We start from the raw sequence: 15,073 nt of genomic DNA on the forward strand, positions 1-15,073 counted from the left end.
TGAAAGCATAAACCGTTGAGCTTGGAAGTAAGATCATGTCTGAATGTGAATTCAGTCACCGGAATTCATTTATTCGGATAGAAACTCAACGTTTATTTTTATGGGAAAGATATGGATGAGGAAATATTAACAATAATGAAAGTAAGCTGAGTAATTTAATTATTTCTAAATTAGCCGAATAAAAATAAGAAAATGATAAAACAATAATAACTAAATTAAATTTTGATTAAATATTTATTTTCATTGTTAGCATGTTAAACAAATCTGTTTAAATCGCCTACAAAGCGTGATCTTGTGCGATGCTTTTTGTTAATAAGCTTTATTTGTCGTGCACTTCCTTATATTGATCACCTTAGCGTCACCAGATTTACCCCATCTTTGTAGACCTGAACAGCCTTTCTGCGGTTGTGGCGCTAACGTTTACTCACTCGACGAGTAAGTTTACTAACCAATTGAATAATAAAATCTAGCCCTCTGTTCTGAGCGGCTTGGAGCGGTTTCCTATTGTCTGTCGACAAGGGGAAAGCCTGTAAATAATAAACCATTCCACCTGACGTTATTTCGTTAAGTAGAATGAAAATAATAAAGGGCACCTATGCTAAAACTAAATTCTTATGCAGCAACAACGTTGGCGTTATGTTCACTCTCTGCGAGTGGTAATGTATTTGCCGATATTCACGACCCTGTAGGCGCAGCGGTATCTATTTTAAGTCAGGTTTCTGATTCGAGTCAGGTCAATTATTATAACGCACAATATTGGCAGGCAAACGATACCGATATGCCAACTCTGGCGCAATTACGTCAATTCGTTGTGCAAGAGAAACAACGTATTTTGATGGATTTCAGCCAGATCGAAAATAGCGAAGAGCGCGCAGTGATGCAGGCGCTGTTTCGTCAGCAATATGGTATGAGCTTTTCGAGCCTGTTCGTCTTAGTGACCGAACATAAAGGGGAACTGCTGTTTACGCCGTTTGATGCGGCGGATGACGTTAACCCCGCTTTGCTGGAAGCGCCGGCCGCCAAGCGAGTGCGCCGCTCGCTGTCGGACACTCAGCGCGTCAGTGGTGGTGAAGCCAATACACTGCCGCATGTGGCGTTCTACATTAACGTCAACCGCGCGATCAGCGACGAAGAGTGTACCTTTGATAATTCCTGGTTATGGAAGAGTGACAAAGGGCGCCGCTCATTCTGTCACGACGCCAACATCTCCCTGATTTATCGCGTCAATCTGGAACGTTCGCTGCAATATGGCATTGTCGGCTCTGCCACACCGGATGCGAAAATTGTCCGCATCAGTTTGGATGATGACAGCACTGGGGCGGGCATTCATCTCAACGATCAGCTGAGTTACCGCCAGTTCGGTGCCGATTACGTGACGTTGGATGCCTATTTCCGCGAATGGTCGACCGATGCGATTGCGCAGGATTATCGCTTCGCCTTCAATGCCTCCAACAACAAAGCGCAGGTCCTCAAAACGTTTCCGGCCAGCAACGTCAACGCCAATTTTGAGCGCAAAGAAGTGTCCGGGTTTGAGCTGGGCGTGTCAGGTGGCGTGGAAGCCGACAGCAAAGGGCCGAAAGGCAAGCTGGAAGCGCGCGCGAGTTACTCGCAGAGCCGTTGGCTGACGTTTAATACTCAGGATTACCGTATTGAACGTTCCACTAAAAATGCGCAGAACATCAGCTTTAGCTGGGCGCGTCAGCAGTATGCCACCGCGGAATCGCTGCTTAACCGCTCCACCGATGCGTTGTGGGTCAATACCTATCCGGTCGATGTGAACCGCATCAATCCGATCGGCTACGCCAGCTTCGTGCCGAAAATGGACGTGATTTACAAAGCGTCACCAAGCGAGAGCGGTTCGACCGAGTTTGTGATTGATTCTTCGGTCAATATTCGCCCAATCTATAACGGTGCGTACAAACACTACTATGTTGTCGGCGCGCATCAGTCGTATCACGGTTTTGAAGACACGCCGCGTCGCCGCGTAACCAAATCCGCCAGTTTTACCGTGGACTGGGATCATCCGGTATTTACCGGTGGTCGCCCGGTGAATCTGCAATTGGCCAGCTTTAATGATCGCTGCGTCACGGTGCAAGCTGACGGCACGTTGACGGCCAGCACGTGTGACAACCAAACCGCGAGTCAGTCGTTCATCTACGATCAACTGGGCCGTTATGTGAGTGCGCTCGATACCAAGCGCTGTCTGGACGGCAATGCGTTGGATGCGCTGCAAGCGTGTAATCAGAGCCTGAGTCAACGCTGGGAGTGGAAAGAGGACAGTGACGAGCTGACTAACGTCTACAGTGGCGAAACGCTGGGGCACGATACGGCAACGGGCGCACTGGGCTTGTATGCCTCCGCCAGTGAAAGCGTCAGCCTGCGCACCATCACCGCGTACACCGATGTGTTTAACCAGCAACAAACTTCGCCGGTATTGGGGCTGGCGGTGGGTCAGCTCAACTCACAACCGTTGAGTGCTGAGGGAACCCTGTTTGTGCGCTCGGGGGCGGCGATCGATGCACTCGGCACCGCAGAAGGGCTGATGGTCGGTGGCAGCGGCGGATCGCTGAGCCAGATTGACCTGCGTCAGGTGCAATCGGTGGTCGCTACTTCGGGCGATTTTAACTACGGCGGACAGCAACTGCTGGCACTGACGTTTACGTACCTTGATGGCAGCGTGCATACCGTCGGGTCAAAACAGTATGGCACCAATCTGCATGATGATCGTTTTGATTTACCGGCGGGCCAGTCGGTCACGGCGGTTAAAATCTGGGCCGACAACTGGTTGGTCAAAGGGCTGCAACTGGAGCTGAATTAAGTGAGAGCTGAACTCAGTCGATTCTGAATGAACAATCCCCGCCATTTGGCGGGGGTTTTGTTATCTGTGCGTGTAGAACCACAACACGCTGCTGCACACCAGATACATCACCAGAATGTAGCGCCAGTTGGCGCTCAGCAACGCCTTGGCATTGATGTCGTAGCGCGATTGAATACTGAGCTGAACGCCGGAAAACGGCGACAGCGTAATGCCCAGAGACCAGCCCATCAGCAGTGTCATGCCGAGTAAATCCGGATCGCTGACGCTCGGTGAGAGCACACTCCCCGCCAGTACCACGCTGGTGACCGGGTGCATGCCACTCATGGCCAGAACTGCCAACACCACCAGAGTCAGGCTCGCTTCCAGCGCGCCGAAATGCGCCGGTGCCAGTTGAATCTGCGTCGCCGCCAGTGCCGATGCCACACCAGAGGCCAGCATGGCCGCTGCCGCAAACAGCACCACTTCCCCGGCCGATCCCGCTACACCGGAAGTGATGTGATTGCGCGCACTGTGCAGCCCCAGTTTGCCCTTTTTCACCGCCAACCAACTGGCAGTAAAGAGAATCGCGGTCATGGTAACCAGCGATAACACGCTGATATGTGGATACAACTCATGACCAGAGATGACTACCAGAGCCAGCAATCCCGGCATCCACAGCGAAGAAAAAGAGATAGGATAACCGCTCATGCGCTCGGCATCCGGACGGCGGGTGATCTGCCACGCACTGAGCGACAGCGCCACCAGACTGACCGGCAAACCATACATCACTAACGTGCCAAGCTGCGCGCCTGGAGCGCTGATGAGGGTTAAACCCATTGAGGCAAAGAATGGCGACCAGAAAGCGCAGGTGGCAAACGCTCTCAAGAGCACCAACCCTTGTGTGGTGGACAGTTTATCTTTTGATGACAGTTTATCGCCGACGATGATCACCGACGACATGTTCAGCACCGCACCAAATAAGTGTGCGCCAAACAGTGTGCGGACTAACGCGCGTTTGCCTTGAGGCAGACGCTCTCCGGTACGGACACTCTCTACCGCAAAAATACGCAGAAAACCTACCCCGATCAGCATGGTGACCACGTTTTGGTTGGCTTCGATCGCCTTCAGCACATAGTGGCTGTCACTGCCCTTGAGCGCGCCATAAATCAGCCCGGCCGCCCCCAGACCAAACAACAGCAATATCTGTTTCTTTTGCGCGGGTTTTACGGCAGGCAGGAATAACCCTGCGGCGATCCAAATAGGAATACCCGCCCAGAAACCGCTCAGTTGATGGGTCAGCTGTGCACTCAGAGACAGCAGCAGGCTTGCCATCAGCAGCCAACCACCGGTTGCAGCAATCGTTGGGTTCATCACTTGTGTTGTACGCTCGTGAAGTTGAGATAAGCAGAGCAGAGACGTGGCACAATCCGGAATGGGCTTGATTAAGCGCGTGTCGTCATTGCTGACATAATAATCAGAGCCGCCTGACGACTGCAAGCGGTTGCGTGAGGGAAATAGGTGGTATCAGCCGCGCAGACAGGTCTGGAAGTAGGTCACTTCATTGCTGGGCAGGCGATAGACGGTGGCGGGTTTACCGCCCTTACCTTTGCTGGAAGCTGCAATCTTATTGGCGCTGACAATCACGCCCGTATCAATCAGGCGACGTTTGACGGTCATGCGGTTCACTTCGACCCCGAACTTGGCGTAGGCCTCAATGATGTCTGCGACCAGAAACTCTTTTTCCAGCGAAAACAGCACGACCGAGGTGTATTCCACCGCCGCGCGCAGCTTTTTCCATGCATGCTGAATTTGCGCCACGTGGTCAAAGGCCAGTTCCATCTCACCATTGAGCAGCGGATCGAGATCAAACCAGCCAGCTCGACGGCTGTCGATACCGAAATCTTCGATCTGCTGCACGTTAGAAGGGTTGAGCAGCGCGTAGTGCGAGATGCTCACGCTCCAGCCATCGGGATCTCGTTTGGGATTGCCGTCGACCAGCGGATCGCTGATGAAGTTCGGGTAGGTATGCACCTTCTGGCGACAAATCCGGCGCCGCGCGGAATCGAAATCTTCATCGGCCGGCTCGCCGCCGCTGGCCGTCATGTCCTCGTCGTACACCAAACCGCCCGGAACGGCCCACTTACCGCAATCTGGCCGATTAGGATTACTTCGCTTCACCAGCAGGGTCTGGATTCCCGTTGGTGCTAGGCGAAGGCAAATCATATCAATGGTGACGATCATAGTTTCTTCCCGCTTGAAGTGGCACTTTCCCCGGCAGCGACACATCAACAAGAGGTGCGTTGAGGGGCAGGAGCGGTCTATTGCTCCTGGGCGACTTCAGGTTATGGCTTGCGTATTTCATGACGAATAATGGGCTCATTCTAGGCAAGCGATCTGTTTGGGTCAAATGTAAATAACAAAATGTGACAAACTAAATTTTATGCAGAGAATGTTGGCTGAAACCACGGATAAAAGCTTGTAATCTCATTGTTTCGCATGAATATCCACTGTCGATGCGCGGGAATTTCGCTAATGTTAGGTTTGTCACAAAAGTTGACAAACTTCGTGTGCTCATTTAATGTGCCGGGAACAGTTAGGAACACAATGTTACTAACATGACCAACCCTATGTCGTGAATTGAAGGAAGGCATCATGAACTCTCGCCTGTTTTCTCCACACATCATCCGCAGTCTGTTGGATCTCGATGCCTATAAAATCAATATGATGCAGGCGATCCACTCACTCTATCCGGACGCTCAGGTGCGCTACGAGCTGATCGTGCGCAGCGATGAGGACGTGAGTGAACTGTTGGAAGAAGTGCGCGATGAGATTCGTCATTTGGCATCCCTGCGTTTTTCGGATGCGGACATTGTGTATCTGAAGCAAAGCTCTCCGCACCTCAAAACCTCATTTTTACAATCGCTGCGTTATTTCCATTTCCAACCGGATCGTCAGGTCGAATTTGGCGTGATGAAGCAAGATGGCAAACATCAGCTGCGCATTGGTATTCAAGGCAGTTGGCGCGATACCATTCTGTACGAAACCATCGTGATGGCGATCGTGTCAGAAGTGCGCAACCGTCGCCGCTGGGCTCAGGTGCCGGCAGAACTGCCGTTGCAGGTGCTGGCGGACAAAGTACAGAAACTGAAAGCGGAAATTGCTAAACGTGGCATCACCAACTTCTCTCTGACTGAAATGGGCACCCGTCGCCGTTTCTCCAGCCAGGTACAACGTGATGTGATGGCGTATCTGACGCAGGAAATTCCGGAGCTGTTGCTGGGTACCAGCAACTACCATTTTGCGCGCGAGTTTAACCTGAAACCGATTGGCACCATTGCGCATGAATGGTTTATGGGCCATCAGGCATTGGTTAATGTGCGTGATTCGCAGCGTGTGGCACTTGAGCAGTGGCTGAAAGCCTTTGACGGCCAGCTTTCGATTGCACCGACCGATACTCTGACCATCGATGCGTTTCAGGAAGACTTCAACATGCACTTAGCCAAGGCGTACGACGGTATTCGTCACGACTCTGGCTGCCCGTTCAAATGGGGCGATCGCATGCTGGAACACTATCAGAACATGGGCATCGACCCATCGTCGAAAGTGTTCATTTTCTCCAACGGGCTGAACTTTGATGAAGCGTTGGAACTGTGTGAATACTTTGCGGGCCGCGTACGTATTTCATTTGGTATCGGTACCTTCCTCACCAATGATCTGGCAGGCTGGAAAAATGAGCAGGGTAAGGCCTATCAACCGCTCTCAATCGTGATTAAGCTGACCGAATGCAATGGTCGTCCGGTGGCGAAAATCAGTGATGAGCCAGAAAAAGCCATGTGTGAAGATCCCCTGTTTCTGGCTAACCTCAAACGCCGATTCAACATTGAGTTGGATGTTGATGCGCTGATCGATGAACTGAAGCATCAAAAACGTACCAAAAAGCAGTACATCGCCGCCGCGTAGTTGAGCGACGGCCAAGACAAAATCCATAAAGCCAGTCTGAATCAGACTGGCTTTTTTTGTGCCTGCGCGTTGAGGCTTGTTCAATCCTGCGTGCGATTTTTTACGTGACATCATCATTCAATGCGGCATAATGCATTAAAAATACTTACGTGATTTTAAGTTTATGACCCAAGAAGAGCGCCTGATTCACTTACAAATGCTGATCAAGCAGCAGGGGAAAATGACCCTGACCGACATCTGTGACCAGTTTGGTGTGTCGCGTGATTCTGCGCGGCGCGATCTGGTGAAGCTCACTCAGATGCCGGGCATTCAGCGCATTCGAGGCGGTGCGATGCTGGCGCCGGTATCGCCGAAAAGCGAGCCGTTCTCGGCCAAAACCGTCAGCGCGAGCAAACACGCATTGGCGCAGTGCGCGGCATCGATGGTGGATGCGCAGGATTACATTGTGCTCGATACCAGCACCACGTTGGCGCTGGTCCCCGGTTATCTGGCGGCGCCTGCGACTATCGTGACTAACTCAGTCAACACGCTGGCTCAGGTTGAAGAAGGCTCTTCGCATTCGGTCCATTTGCTGGGCGGTCATTTCGATCCGTACAGCCGCGCTATTTTAGGCGCGCAGGCTGAACAGCAAATGGCTGGCTATCATGTCAACAAGGCGTTTATTGGCGTGTGTGCGCTGTCTGAGCGCGGCCTGACCACCAACTATGAACAAGAAGCGTCGATGAAACGCGCGATGATGGCGCAAGCGCAGCAGATCATTTTGGTTTGCGAACAGCACAAAATGGGCACCGAGAATTTCCATCACGTGTGTGATGTGGCGGCGATCGACATGGTGATCACCGACGCGCCACCCGCGCCAGCACTGCAAGAATTATTTGACCGTCACGACATTCAGTGTGTTGTGGCGACTGCACCAGAAGGACAGTTTTGATATGACTTACGCTCCGGTAAAAACCGCCGTGATTGGCTACGGCTATTCGGCGAAAACCTTTCACTTGCCTTTCATCAACGCGCTGCCTGAGCTAACGCTGAGTGCGATCAGTTCCAGCCAACAAGCCGCAGTCGCGGCCGATTGGCCGAACGCGCAATGGTTTGGCGATGCGAATGATCTTCTGGACAACAGCGATGCGGAGCTGGTGATCATCACGGCGCCGAACGATGTGCATTACCCGCTGGCCAAACGCGCGCTGCAAAATGGCAAGCACGTGATCGTTGAAAAGCCGTTCGTGACCCGCATTGAAGACGGCGAAGAACTGATTGCGTTGGCGGCGGAAAAAGGCCTAACGCTGAGCGTTTTCCATAACCGTCGTTGGGATGGCGATTTCCTCACTCTGCAAAAGCTGATGGCGGAAGGGCGTTTGGGCGACATCAAACTGTTTGAATCCCACTTCGACCGCTACCGTCCGGAAATTCGTCAGCGCTGGCGTGAACTGGCGCAAGATGGTGGCGGTATTTTGTTTGATTTGGCACCGCACCTGCTGGACCAAACGCTGGCGCTGTTTGGCCTGCCACAAGCGATCAATGCGCAGTGCCGCATGATGCGCCCGGGCGCGACCACCATCGATTACTACAACTTGATCTTGCACTACCCAAATCATTTAGTGCACCTGCATTCAAACCTCTACAGCCCAGAGCCGAACCTGCGCTACAAAGTGCTGGGCAGCCTGGCGAAGTATGAGAAATACGGCCTCGATCCACAGGAAACCTACCTCAAAGAAGGCAAGCAACCAGACAGCCCGCAATGGTCGCAGGAAGAAGCGTCGCAGTATGGTCAGCTACACAGCGAAACGGGATCAGAAACCATTGCGACCGAATTGGGCGGTTACCAGCTCTATTTCAAAGGCGTGGCGGATGCGATTCGTCTCGGCACGGCCAACCCTGTGCCGCCAGAGCAGGCACTGCAAAACATCGCGCTGATTGAAATGGCGCTGGAGAGCAGTAAAACGGGTCAAACGTTGCAGGTGAAACTATGAGCCTCACACTGGCCGAGATTGCGCAGCAAGAAGAGGCGTTGCAACTGAGCCATTTTAACCACGATGTGGCGTGGCAACTGGGCTGCGCGCTCAAACAGATGGCAGAAAGCCAGCAAGTCGCGGTGGCGATTGAAGTGTATGGTTTTGGCCAGACGCTGTTCCAATACGCCATGCCGGGCACGTGCGCGGATCATCTCGATTGGATGCGCCGCAAACGCAATTCGGTGCTGCGTTATGGCCGCAGTTCTTACTATCTGTCGCTGTACAACGCGCAGAAACAGCGCGAATTTGAGACGCAGCCGCACATTGATGCTGCGGAATATTGCGCTCATGGCGGCTCGTTTCCGATTCGTATTGCCGGATCTGGATTGGTGGGGGCGGTGACGGTTTCCGGTCTGGCCCAGCTTGAAGATCACCAGATGGTCAGTAACGCGCTGCAAAGCCTGCTACCAGAGTAAACCCAATAAAAAAGCCCCGTAAGGGGCTTTTTTATTGGCGGTTATCGCAATGCATTGATAAACAGTCGCGGAAATGGCAACAGAACAGAACCATCATCCAGCACGCGATACGCGTCTTGTAACATCTGCTTGTACTGGGTAAGAAATTGCACTTGGTCGCGCTCGCCCAGTTGCAGCAGATAGGGGCGCAGTGCGCTGCCCCGGAACCAATCCACTACATCATCAATGCCACCTTTCAGGTGATGAAAATAGCAGGTTCGCCAAATCGTCACTTGCGAGCTGTGCGCCGAGAGCAGTTCGAAGTACCACTCTGCATTCGCTCTTGGCAGACGTTCCACCGCAGAGAGCTGACTGCGCCACTGTGTGCTGGTGGCGAGCTCTTTCAGCAGCTCATGCGCTGGCTCGCCCAGATTATCGGGCGTTTGCACCGCTAATGCGCCTGTTGGGCTGAGCTGCTGCATTAAATGCGGATACAGTTGCTGGTGGTTCGGCACCCATTGCAATGAGGCGTTAGCGAGAATCAAATCGTAATGTTCATTTGGCATCCAGTCTTGAATACTATCGACGTCAAACCGGACATGGGGCAGTCGCTGCTGCGCCTTTTCAATCATGTCTTCCGAGCTATCGAGCGCGGCAATGGTTGCTTGCGGGAAAAAGCGTTGCAGCACTTCGGTGGAATTACCGGGGCCACAGCCGAGATCGATCGCATTGCCGGTAGTGCGGGTGGCGAGCGGAGCAAGCAGATCAAACACCGGACGGGTGCGTTCGTTTTCAAACGTCGAATAGATTTTCGCGTATTGGTTGAGGCTGACAGACATACATCTCCTGATAAGCAGAGTGAGTGTGTGATTAATCTGTCACCGAAGTGCGTAGCGGTCAATGTTACGCACTTGACGATTTTTCATGCATGGCTTTGAAAACAAAGCGTTGAACAGAATTCATGCATGTTGTGGCCAGGAGATCAGTGTCGTAGCCCGCAATGTGAGGCACGCTGCGGGCTGAGGATGAAAAGTGCGTGTTTACACTGTAAACCTAGCTCAGTTTGATCAACGCAAACTGTTTCTTACCGCGTTGCAGCAGGTAGTAGCGATCGAACAGCGCAAAGCTCTGGCTTAAATCGGCGTCGGCCAATTTTTCCCCGTTGACGCGAATGGCGCCATTGGCCAACCATTCGCGCGCCTGACGCTTGGAGCTGGCGAGTTGCGAAGCGATCAGCAGTTCAACCACATCATCAGCGGTGCTGACGGTGGTGCACGGCAGCCCGTCCAACTCCAGTTGCGCCAGTTCATCCCGGCTGAGCTGTGCAACTGCGCCACTGAACAGGGCGTCACTGATGCGCTGCGCGCTCGCTAAGCCCGCTTCCCCATGCACAAATGCAGTGATGTTCTCGGCCAGAATTTGCTGCGCTTGCGGTTTGCCGCTTCGCGCGGCATCTTCGGCTTCAATGCGTGCAATCTCGTCCACCGACAGGAAGGTGTAGTAACGCAGAAAACGGTATACATCGGCATCGTCGGTGTTCAACCAGAACTGGTAGAACGCGTAGGGCGAGGTTTTACTCGCGTCCAGCCAAACGGCGCCCCTTTCGGTTTTACCAAATTTGGTGCCGTCGGATTTGGTGATCAGTGGTAGCGTTAAACCATGCACGGTTTCGTTATTCAGGCGACGGGTGAGGTCGATGCCGCTGACGATGTTGCCCCATTGATCGTTACCGCCAATTTGCAGGCGACACTGATGTTCGCGGTTCAAATGGGCAAAGTCGAACGATTGCAGCAGCGAGTAGCTGAATTCGGTGAACGAAATGCCTTGGTCCGGGCGAGCCAGACGCTGTTTCACCGATTCGCGGTTGATCATCGCATTGACTGAAAAGTGTTTGCCGATGTCGCGGAAGAAGTCGATCACATTCACTTGGCCCGTCCAGTCGGCGTTATTGACACACCGCAGTGGCTGGGTGAGATGCGGCGTCATGGTGCGCGTGATCTGCTGGCGTAAATCGTCCACCCATTGCTGCACGGTTTGCGCTGAGTTGAGTGTGCGTTCGGTGGCTTTAAAGCTTGGATCGCCAATCATGCCCGTTGCGCCGCCAATCAGCGCAATGGCTTGGTGCCCCGCATCCTGAAAACGTTTGAGCATCAACAGCGGCACCAAGTGGCCAATGTGCAGGCTGCCTGCGGTTGGATCAAAGCCGCAGTACAGGGTTTGCGGTTCAGAGAATAGGGCGGTGAGTTCATCAAGCGATGTGCTTTGCGCGATCAGGCCGCGCGCGGTTAAATCATGAAATAGGGTTTGGGAATTCATACAGCCTCCAAGATGTCTTGCAGGCAGAGTAACGGAAAGGGCTTTGTGCCGGCGATGTCCCTAAAGGGATAATCGCGGTGATTTTTTCAAGCGCGTGGTGAATGGTTGGGCGAGCCAATCAGGTGATTTAAAAACAGCTGAAACAGTTCACTGAGCGAGGCGACATGGAGCTGCGCGTAGATGCGCTTGCGATGATTTTTGACCGTGCCGTGTGTGATACCCAACTGCGTGGCGATCTCTTGCGAATCCAACCCTTGTACCAGTAGCGCGGTAATTTGCTGCTCGCGTGGGCTCAGCAGTTGGGTGCCAAAGCTGGCTAGTGCGCGTTCCACCCAGCGGCGCATGTCGGGCGTGTGGTTGGTCTCGCTCTCCAGCGCGTTGTCATCGCTGTGAGCCAGCAGCAGCGCATTGGCGCTCCAATGTTGGCGGCAGAGCGGCGCCAGCGTGTGGAATCGGTTTTTGAGCGCTTGTCGGTCCTGCGCGGAAAAACGGCGCCCGGCAGCAAGGTGGCCAAGGTAGAGCAAGATCCAGCGCTCACTGTCGAGTTGCACTGCCAGGCTCATTTCATCCTGCCAGCCGGTTTGCGGATAAAACTGCTGCTGGTAATGGCTTTGCTGATAACTGTGCGGCGCACCGCTCATCTCGCTGAGATGAAACACGCCTTCTTGCTGCGTATCGGCCACTAAACGATAGAACGGATCGTGCTGATACGACTCCGTCAGGTAGCGTTGAAACAGCAGTTCGCGGTTATCCGGAATCGAATCGTAGAGATAAATCGGGTGTTTGTTGTGGCGATAGCCGAGCATCACCGCGCAGTCAAAATCGACAATTTCGCGCAGCAGCGCCACATAGCGTGATGTAAAGGCGGGCGTATTGAGCGCGATAATCGCATCACCTAAGGCGTGATATTCGGAAAGAGAGACGTGCACACACACTACCGATTGAGAAGACATCACGGCAGTATGCCTGTTTGCACGCCACAGATCGAGCGCGATGTCTGGGCTCAGCGACCACGCAAAGTGTGAAGCGAATCAATATTTTATTGCCGGTGTTGCGGCAAGCTGGACGTTCGCTGGCTCGTGAACTCAAGGAGGCGCCGCTTTATGGCTGAGATTTGTTGGACGCAGTTTCGTCACACACTGCATCAATATCCGGAACTTTCCAATCAGGAACATCAGACCGCTGAGCGCATTCTCGCGCAATTTGGCGCTTTCTCGCCCGATGAGGTGGTGACGGGATTGGGCGGCCGCGGCGTGGCGTTTGTATTTCAAGGCAAAGAGCCGGGGCCAACCACCCTGATTCGTTGTGAGTTGGATGCGCTGCCGATTGAAGAAACCAACCAGTTTGCGCACCGTTCGGTGCATCAGGGCGTGTCACATAAATGCGGCCACGACGGCCATATGGCGATCGTCACTGCTCTTGGCCAGCAGCTTAGCCAGCAACGCCCGCAAAAAGGACGGGTGGTGTTGGCATTCCAACCGGCGGAAGAGACGGGGGAAGGGGCGATCAACATGGTGAACGATGCCAAATTTTCTGCGTTCATGCCTGATTTCGCCTTTGCGCTGCACAACTATCCGGGGCTGGCGCTGGGCCATGTTGCGGTCAAAGCCGGACCGTTTAATTGCGCGTCACGCGGCATGATCATTCGTCTCAAAGGTAAAACATCTCACGCGGCGCATCCGGAAAACGGTGTGAGTCCGGCGCTGGCGATGTGTCAGATTATCGAGCAATTGAACGCGTTGCCGGCATCGCTCACGGAGCGCTGTTGGGTGACGGTGATTCACGCCAAATTAGGCGAGATTGCGTTTGGCACCGCACCGGGTGAAGCGGTGGTGATGGCGACGCTGCGCAGTGAAACCAATCAGGCGATGGAGACGCTGGTGGCCGCCGCTACGCAGTTAGCGCAGCAGAGCGCACAAGCGAGCGGGCTGACGTGGTCGCTGGAATGGCAGGATGTGTTTCAGGCCAGCGTGAACTCGTCACAGGGCTGTGATTTGGTGGTACAAGCGTGTCAAAACACCCAGACGCCGTGCACCCTGCTTGAGGAGCCGATGCGTTGGTCGGAAGATTTTGGTCAGTTTACCGCGGTCGCAAAAGAGGGCGCGATGTTCGTGCTCGGCTCTGGCCGGCAAAGCCCGCAACTGCACAACCCCGACTACGATTTCCCCGATGAGCTGACGCCGATTGGTCAGCGCATTTTTTCCAGCTTGATTGAGCAGATTAACGGCTTTCAATCTTAAGTAGTGACTGACACCGAGGAATTAAATAAGCACGCCGTGGCGTGCTTTTTTTTCGGTCTGATATGGCCATTTGAGCTTAGTTGAGCGGCGTCAGCTCCAAGCGGGTTTCCTGCATTTCATTCAGGCCGCCGCCGTTGTGCACGTTGGTAAAGCCTTGTTCTAGCAGCGCCTGCATCGCCATAGCAGAGCGGTTTCCGCTGCGACAATAGACCACGATCGGCTGGTGTTTATCAATCGACGAAAAACCAGTTGCGACATCACTGAGCGGAATATTGTGGGCGTTATCCAAATGGCCCTCGGCAAACTCATCCGGCGTGCGCACATCTACCACCAAAGCACCGCTATCGATCAATTGCCACGCCAGCTCTGAGCGTTCAGAAGCCAGTAACTGACCTGCGGACAGTGCCAGCAGCAGAGCCAGGCAAGCGGTTTTCCAGTTGAAGGTTGGCATAATATTCATCCTTGTGACGTTTCCAATGGGCTGATTATGGGCGATAGCGCGCTGTTTCTCCATGATGCCGATTCCAATTTACTCTCTTCAGGCACCGAGATTGCGACGGTATTCATCCGGAGTGACGCCCATCAAGCGGCGGAACATGGCAATGAAGGCAGACGCGCTGGCGTAGCCGAGATCATGGGCGATGTTTTCCACTTTATCGCCCGCTTCGAGCATTGGCATGGCCTTAACCACGCGCAGGCGCTGACGCCATTCCGACACCGAAATGCCTAAATCGCGCTGGGCTCGGCGCATCAGAGTACGTTCCGTGGTGTGGGCTTGCTTGGCCAGTGTTTGCAATGAGGCGTTGCTGGCGGGATCCTGTTCCAGCCACGTCAGCACTTTGCCAAGCAGCGGGTCGGTGGAAGTGGGCAGATAGCTGCCAATCGGTGTGGCGTGGGTCAGCTGTTCCACCAACACTTGCAGCAGACGAAACTCCTCTTCACGGTAAGGCGGCGTGATGGGGGTTTGGCGCAGATGTTCCAGTAGCGCGATCACCAGCGGACTGATTTCCAGCGCGCAGGTGTGCTGCGGCATGTGATGGCACAAGCTTTCATCCACATACAGCGAACTGTGGCAGGTTTCGTAGCGGTTTAGTCCCTGATGTTCAACATTCGGTGGCAGCCACAAGCCATATTGTGATGGCGTCAGATACTGGCGGCTGCCGACTTTCACTTCCATCACACCGCTGAACGAGTAAACGAATTCACCCCAAGGGTGGCTATGGCGTGGATACGCCGCATCGGCGGGCATACAAGCGGTGCGAAACACCAAAGGCGCCGGCAGCTCGGTGCTGAATGGCGGGATATGCATATGTTTAGTTGGAAAACTCATTGCTCACTCTGTCACATCAA

13 protein-coding genes are annotated in these 15,073 nt (G+C 53.7%); 6 read left to right on the forward strand and 7 right to left on the reverse strand.

Annotation, left to right across the window (positions count from 1 at the left end; genetic code table 11):
- The first annotated feature begins 595 nt into the window (after window positions 1–595).
- Window positions 596–2,818, forward strand: coding sequence for a leukocidin family pore-forming toxin (locus JIG40_RS13300; RefSeq protein ID WP_199465470.1), 2,223 nt, complete (start codon window positions 596–598; stop codon window positions 2,816–2,818).
- A gap of 60 nt (window positions 2,819–2,878) precedes the next feature.
- Here the strand turns inward: JIG40_RS13300 and JIG40_RS13305 are convergent, their stop codons facing one another.
- Both JIG40_RS13305 and JIG40_RS13310 read right to left on the reverse strand, forming a co-directional pair.
- Window positions 2,879–4,294, reverse strand: a complete 1,416-nt coding sequence (locus JIG40_RS13305) for a hypothetical protein (RefSeq protein ID WP_244662674.1) — start codon at window positions 4,292–4,294, stop codon at window positions 2,879–2,881.
- Between the two features lie 27 nt (window positions 4,295–4,321).
- Window positions 4,322–5,038, reverse strand: coding sequence for an NUDIX hydrolase (locus tag JIG40_RS13310; protein ID WP_024375044.1), 717 nt, complete (start codon window positions 5,036–5,038; stop codon window positions 4,322–4,324).
- A 411-nt stretch (window positions 5,039–5,449) separates the two neighbouring features.
- Between JIG40_RS13310 and pncB the strand changes: the two genes are divergently transcribed.
- The 4 genes from pncB to JIG40_RS13330 all read left to right on the forward strand — a co-directional run bounded on the left by pncB (window position 5,450) and on the right by JIG40_RS13330 (window position 9,188).
- Window positions 5,450–6,757: a nicotinate phosphoribosyltransferase gene (gene pncB / locus JIG40_RS13315; RefSeq protein WP_020329691.1), complete on the forward strand. Its 1,308-nt coding sequence runs from the start codon at window positions 5,450–5,452 to the stop codon at window positions 6,755–6,757.
- A 163-nt stretch (window positions 6,758–6,920) separates the two neighbouring features.
- Window positions 6,921–7,688: a DeoR/GlpR family DNA-binding transcription regulator gene (locus JIG40_RS13320; RefSeq protein ID WP_024375046.1), complete on the forward strand. Its 768-nt coding sequence runs from the start codon at window positions 6,921–6,923 to the stop codon at window positions 7,686–7,688.
- 1 nt (window position 7,689) lies between these two features.
- Window positions 7,690–8,730: an oxidoreductase gene (locus JIG40_RS13325; RefSeq protein ID WP_199465471.1), complete on the forward strand. Its 1,041-nt coding sequence runs from the start codon at window positions 7,690–7,692 to the stop codon at window positions 8,728–8,730.
- On the forward strand, window positions 8,727–9,188 hold the full coding sequence (locus tag JIG40_RS13330) for a heme-degrading domain-containing protein (RefSeq protein ID WP_199465472.1): 462 nt from the start codon (window positions 8,727–8,729) through the stop codon (window positions 9,186–9,188). The genes JIG40_RS13325 and JIG40_RS13330 overlap by 4 nt, the downstream gene beginning before the upstream one ends.
- 41 nt (window positions 9,189–9,229) lie before the next feature.
- On the opposite strand, the gene JIG40_RS13335 is transcribed toward JIG40_RS13330, so the two are convergent.
- The 3 genes from JIG40_RS13335 to JIG40_RS13345 all read right to left on the reverse strand — a co-directional run bounded on the left by JIG40_RS13335 (window position 9,230) and on the right by JIG40_RS13345 (window position 12,412).
- Entirely contained in the window at window positions 9,230–10,006 is a 777-nt protein-coding gene (locus JIG40_RS13335) for a methyltransferase domain-containing protein (protein ID WP_199465473.1), read from the reverse strand.
- A gap of 214 nt (window positions 10,007–10,220) precedes the next feature.
- Window positions 10,221–11,483, reverse strand: a complete 1,263-nt coding sequence (gene tyrS / locus JIG40_RS13340; protein ID WP_199465474.1) for a tyrosine--tRNA ligase — start codon at window positions 11,481–11,483, stop codon at window positions 10,221–10,223.
- An 86-nt stretch (window positions 11,484–11,569) separates the two neighbouring features.
- Entirely contained in the window at window positions 11,570–12,412 is an 843-nt protein-coding gene (locus JIG40_RS13345; protein ID WP_199465493.1) for a LuxR family transcriptional regulator, read from the reverse strand.
- A gap of 174 nt (window positions 12,413–12,586) precedes the next feature.
- Between JIG40_RS13345 and JIG40_RS13350 the strand changes: the two genes are divergently transcribed.
- Window positions 12,587–13,723, forward strand: coding sequence for an amidohydrolase (locus tag JIG40_RS13350; RefSeq protein ID WP_199465475.1), 1,137 nt, complete (start codon window positions 12,587–12,589; stop codon window positions 13,721–13,723).
- A gap of 76 nt (window positions 13,724–13,799) precedes the next feature.
- On the opposite strand, the gene JIG40_RS13355 is transcribed toward JIG40_RS13350, so the two are convergent.
- Window positions 13,800–14,174: a rhodanese-like domain-containing protein gene (locus JIG40_RS13355; protein ID WP_199465476.1), complete on the reverse strand. Its 375-nt coding sequence runs from the start codon at window positions 14,172–14,174 to the stop codon at window positions 13,800–13,802.
- Window positions 14,175–14,261: 87 nt separating this feature from the next.
- Window positions 14,262–15,053 (reverse strand): helix-turn-helix transcriptional regulator, encoded by a 792-nt coding sequence (locus tag JIG40_RS13360; protein WP_047461441.1) that lies wholly within the window; start codon window positions 15,051–15,053, stop codon window positions 14,262–14,264.
- Window positions 15,054–15,073 lie beyond the last annotated feature (20 nt).

The sequence above is a fragment of the Vibrio sp. bablab_jr001 genome, assembly GCF_016464285.1.
Classification (GTDB): Bacteria; Pseudomonadota; Gammaproteobacteria; order Enterobacterales; family Vibrionaceae; genus Vibrio; species Vibrio fluvialis.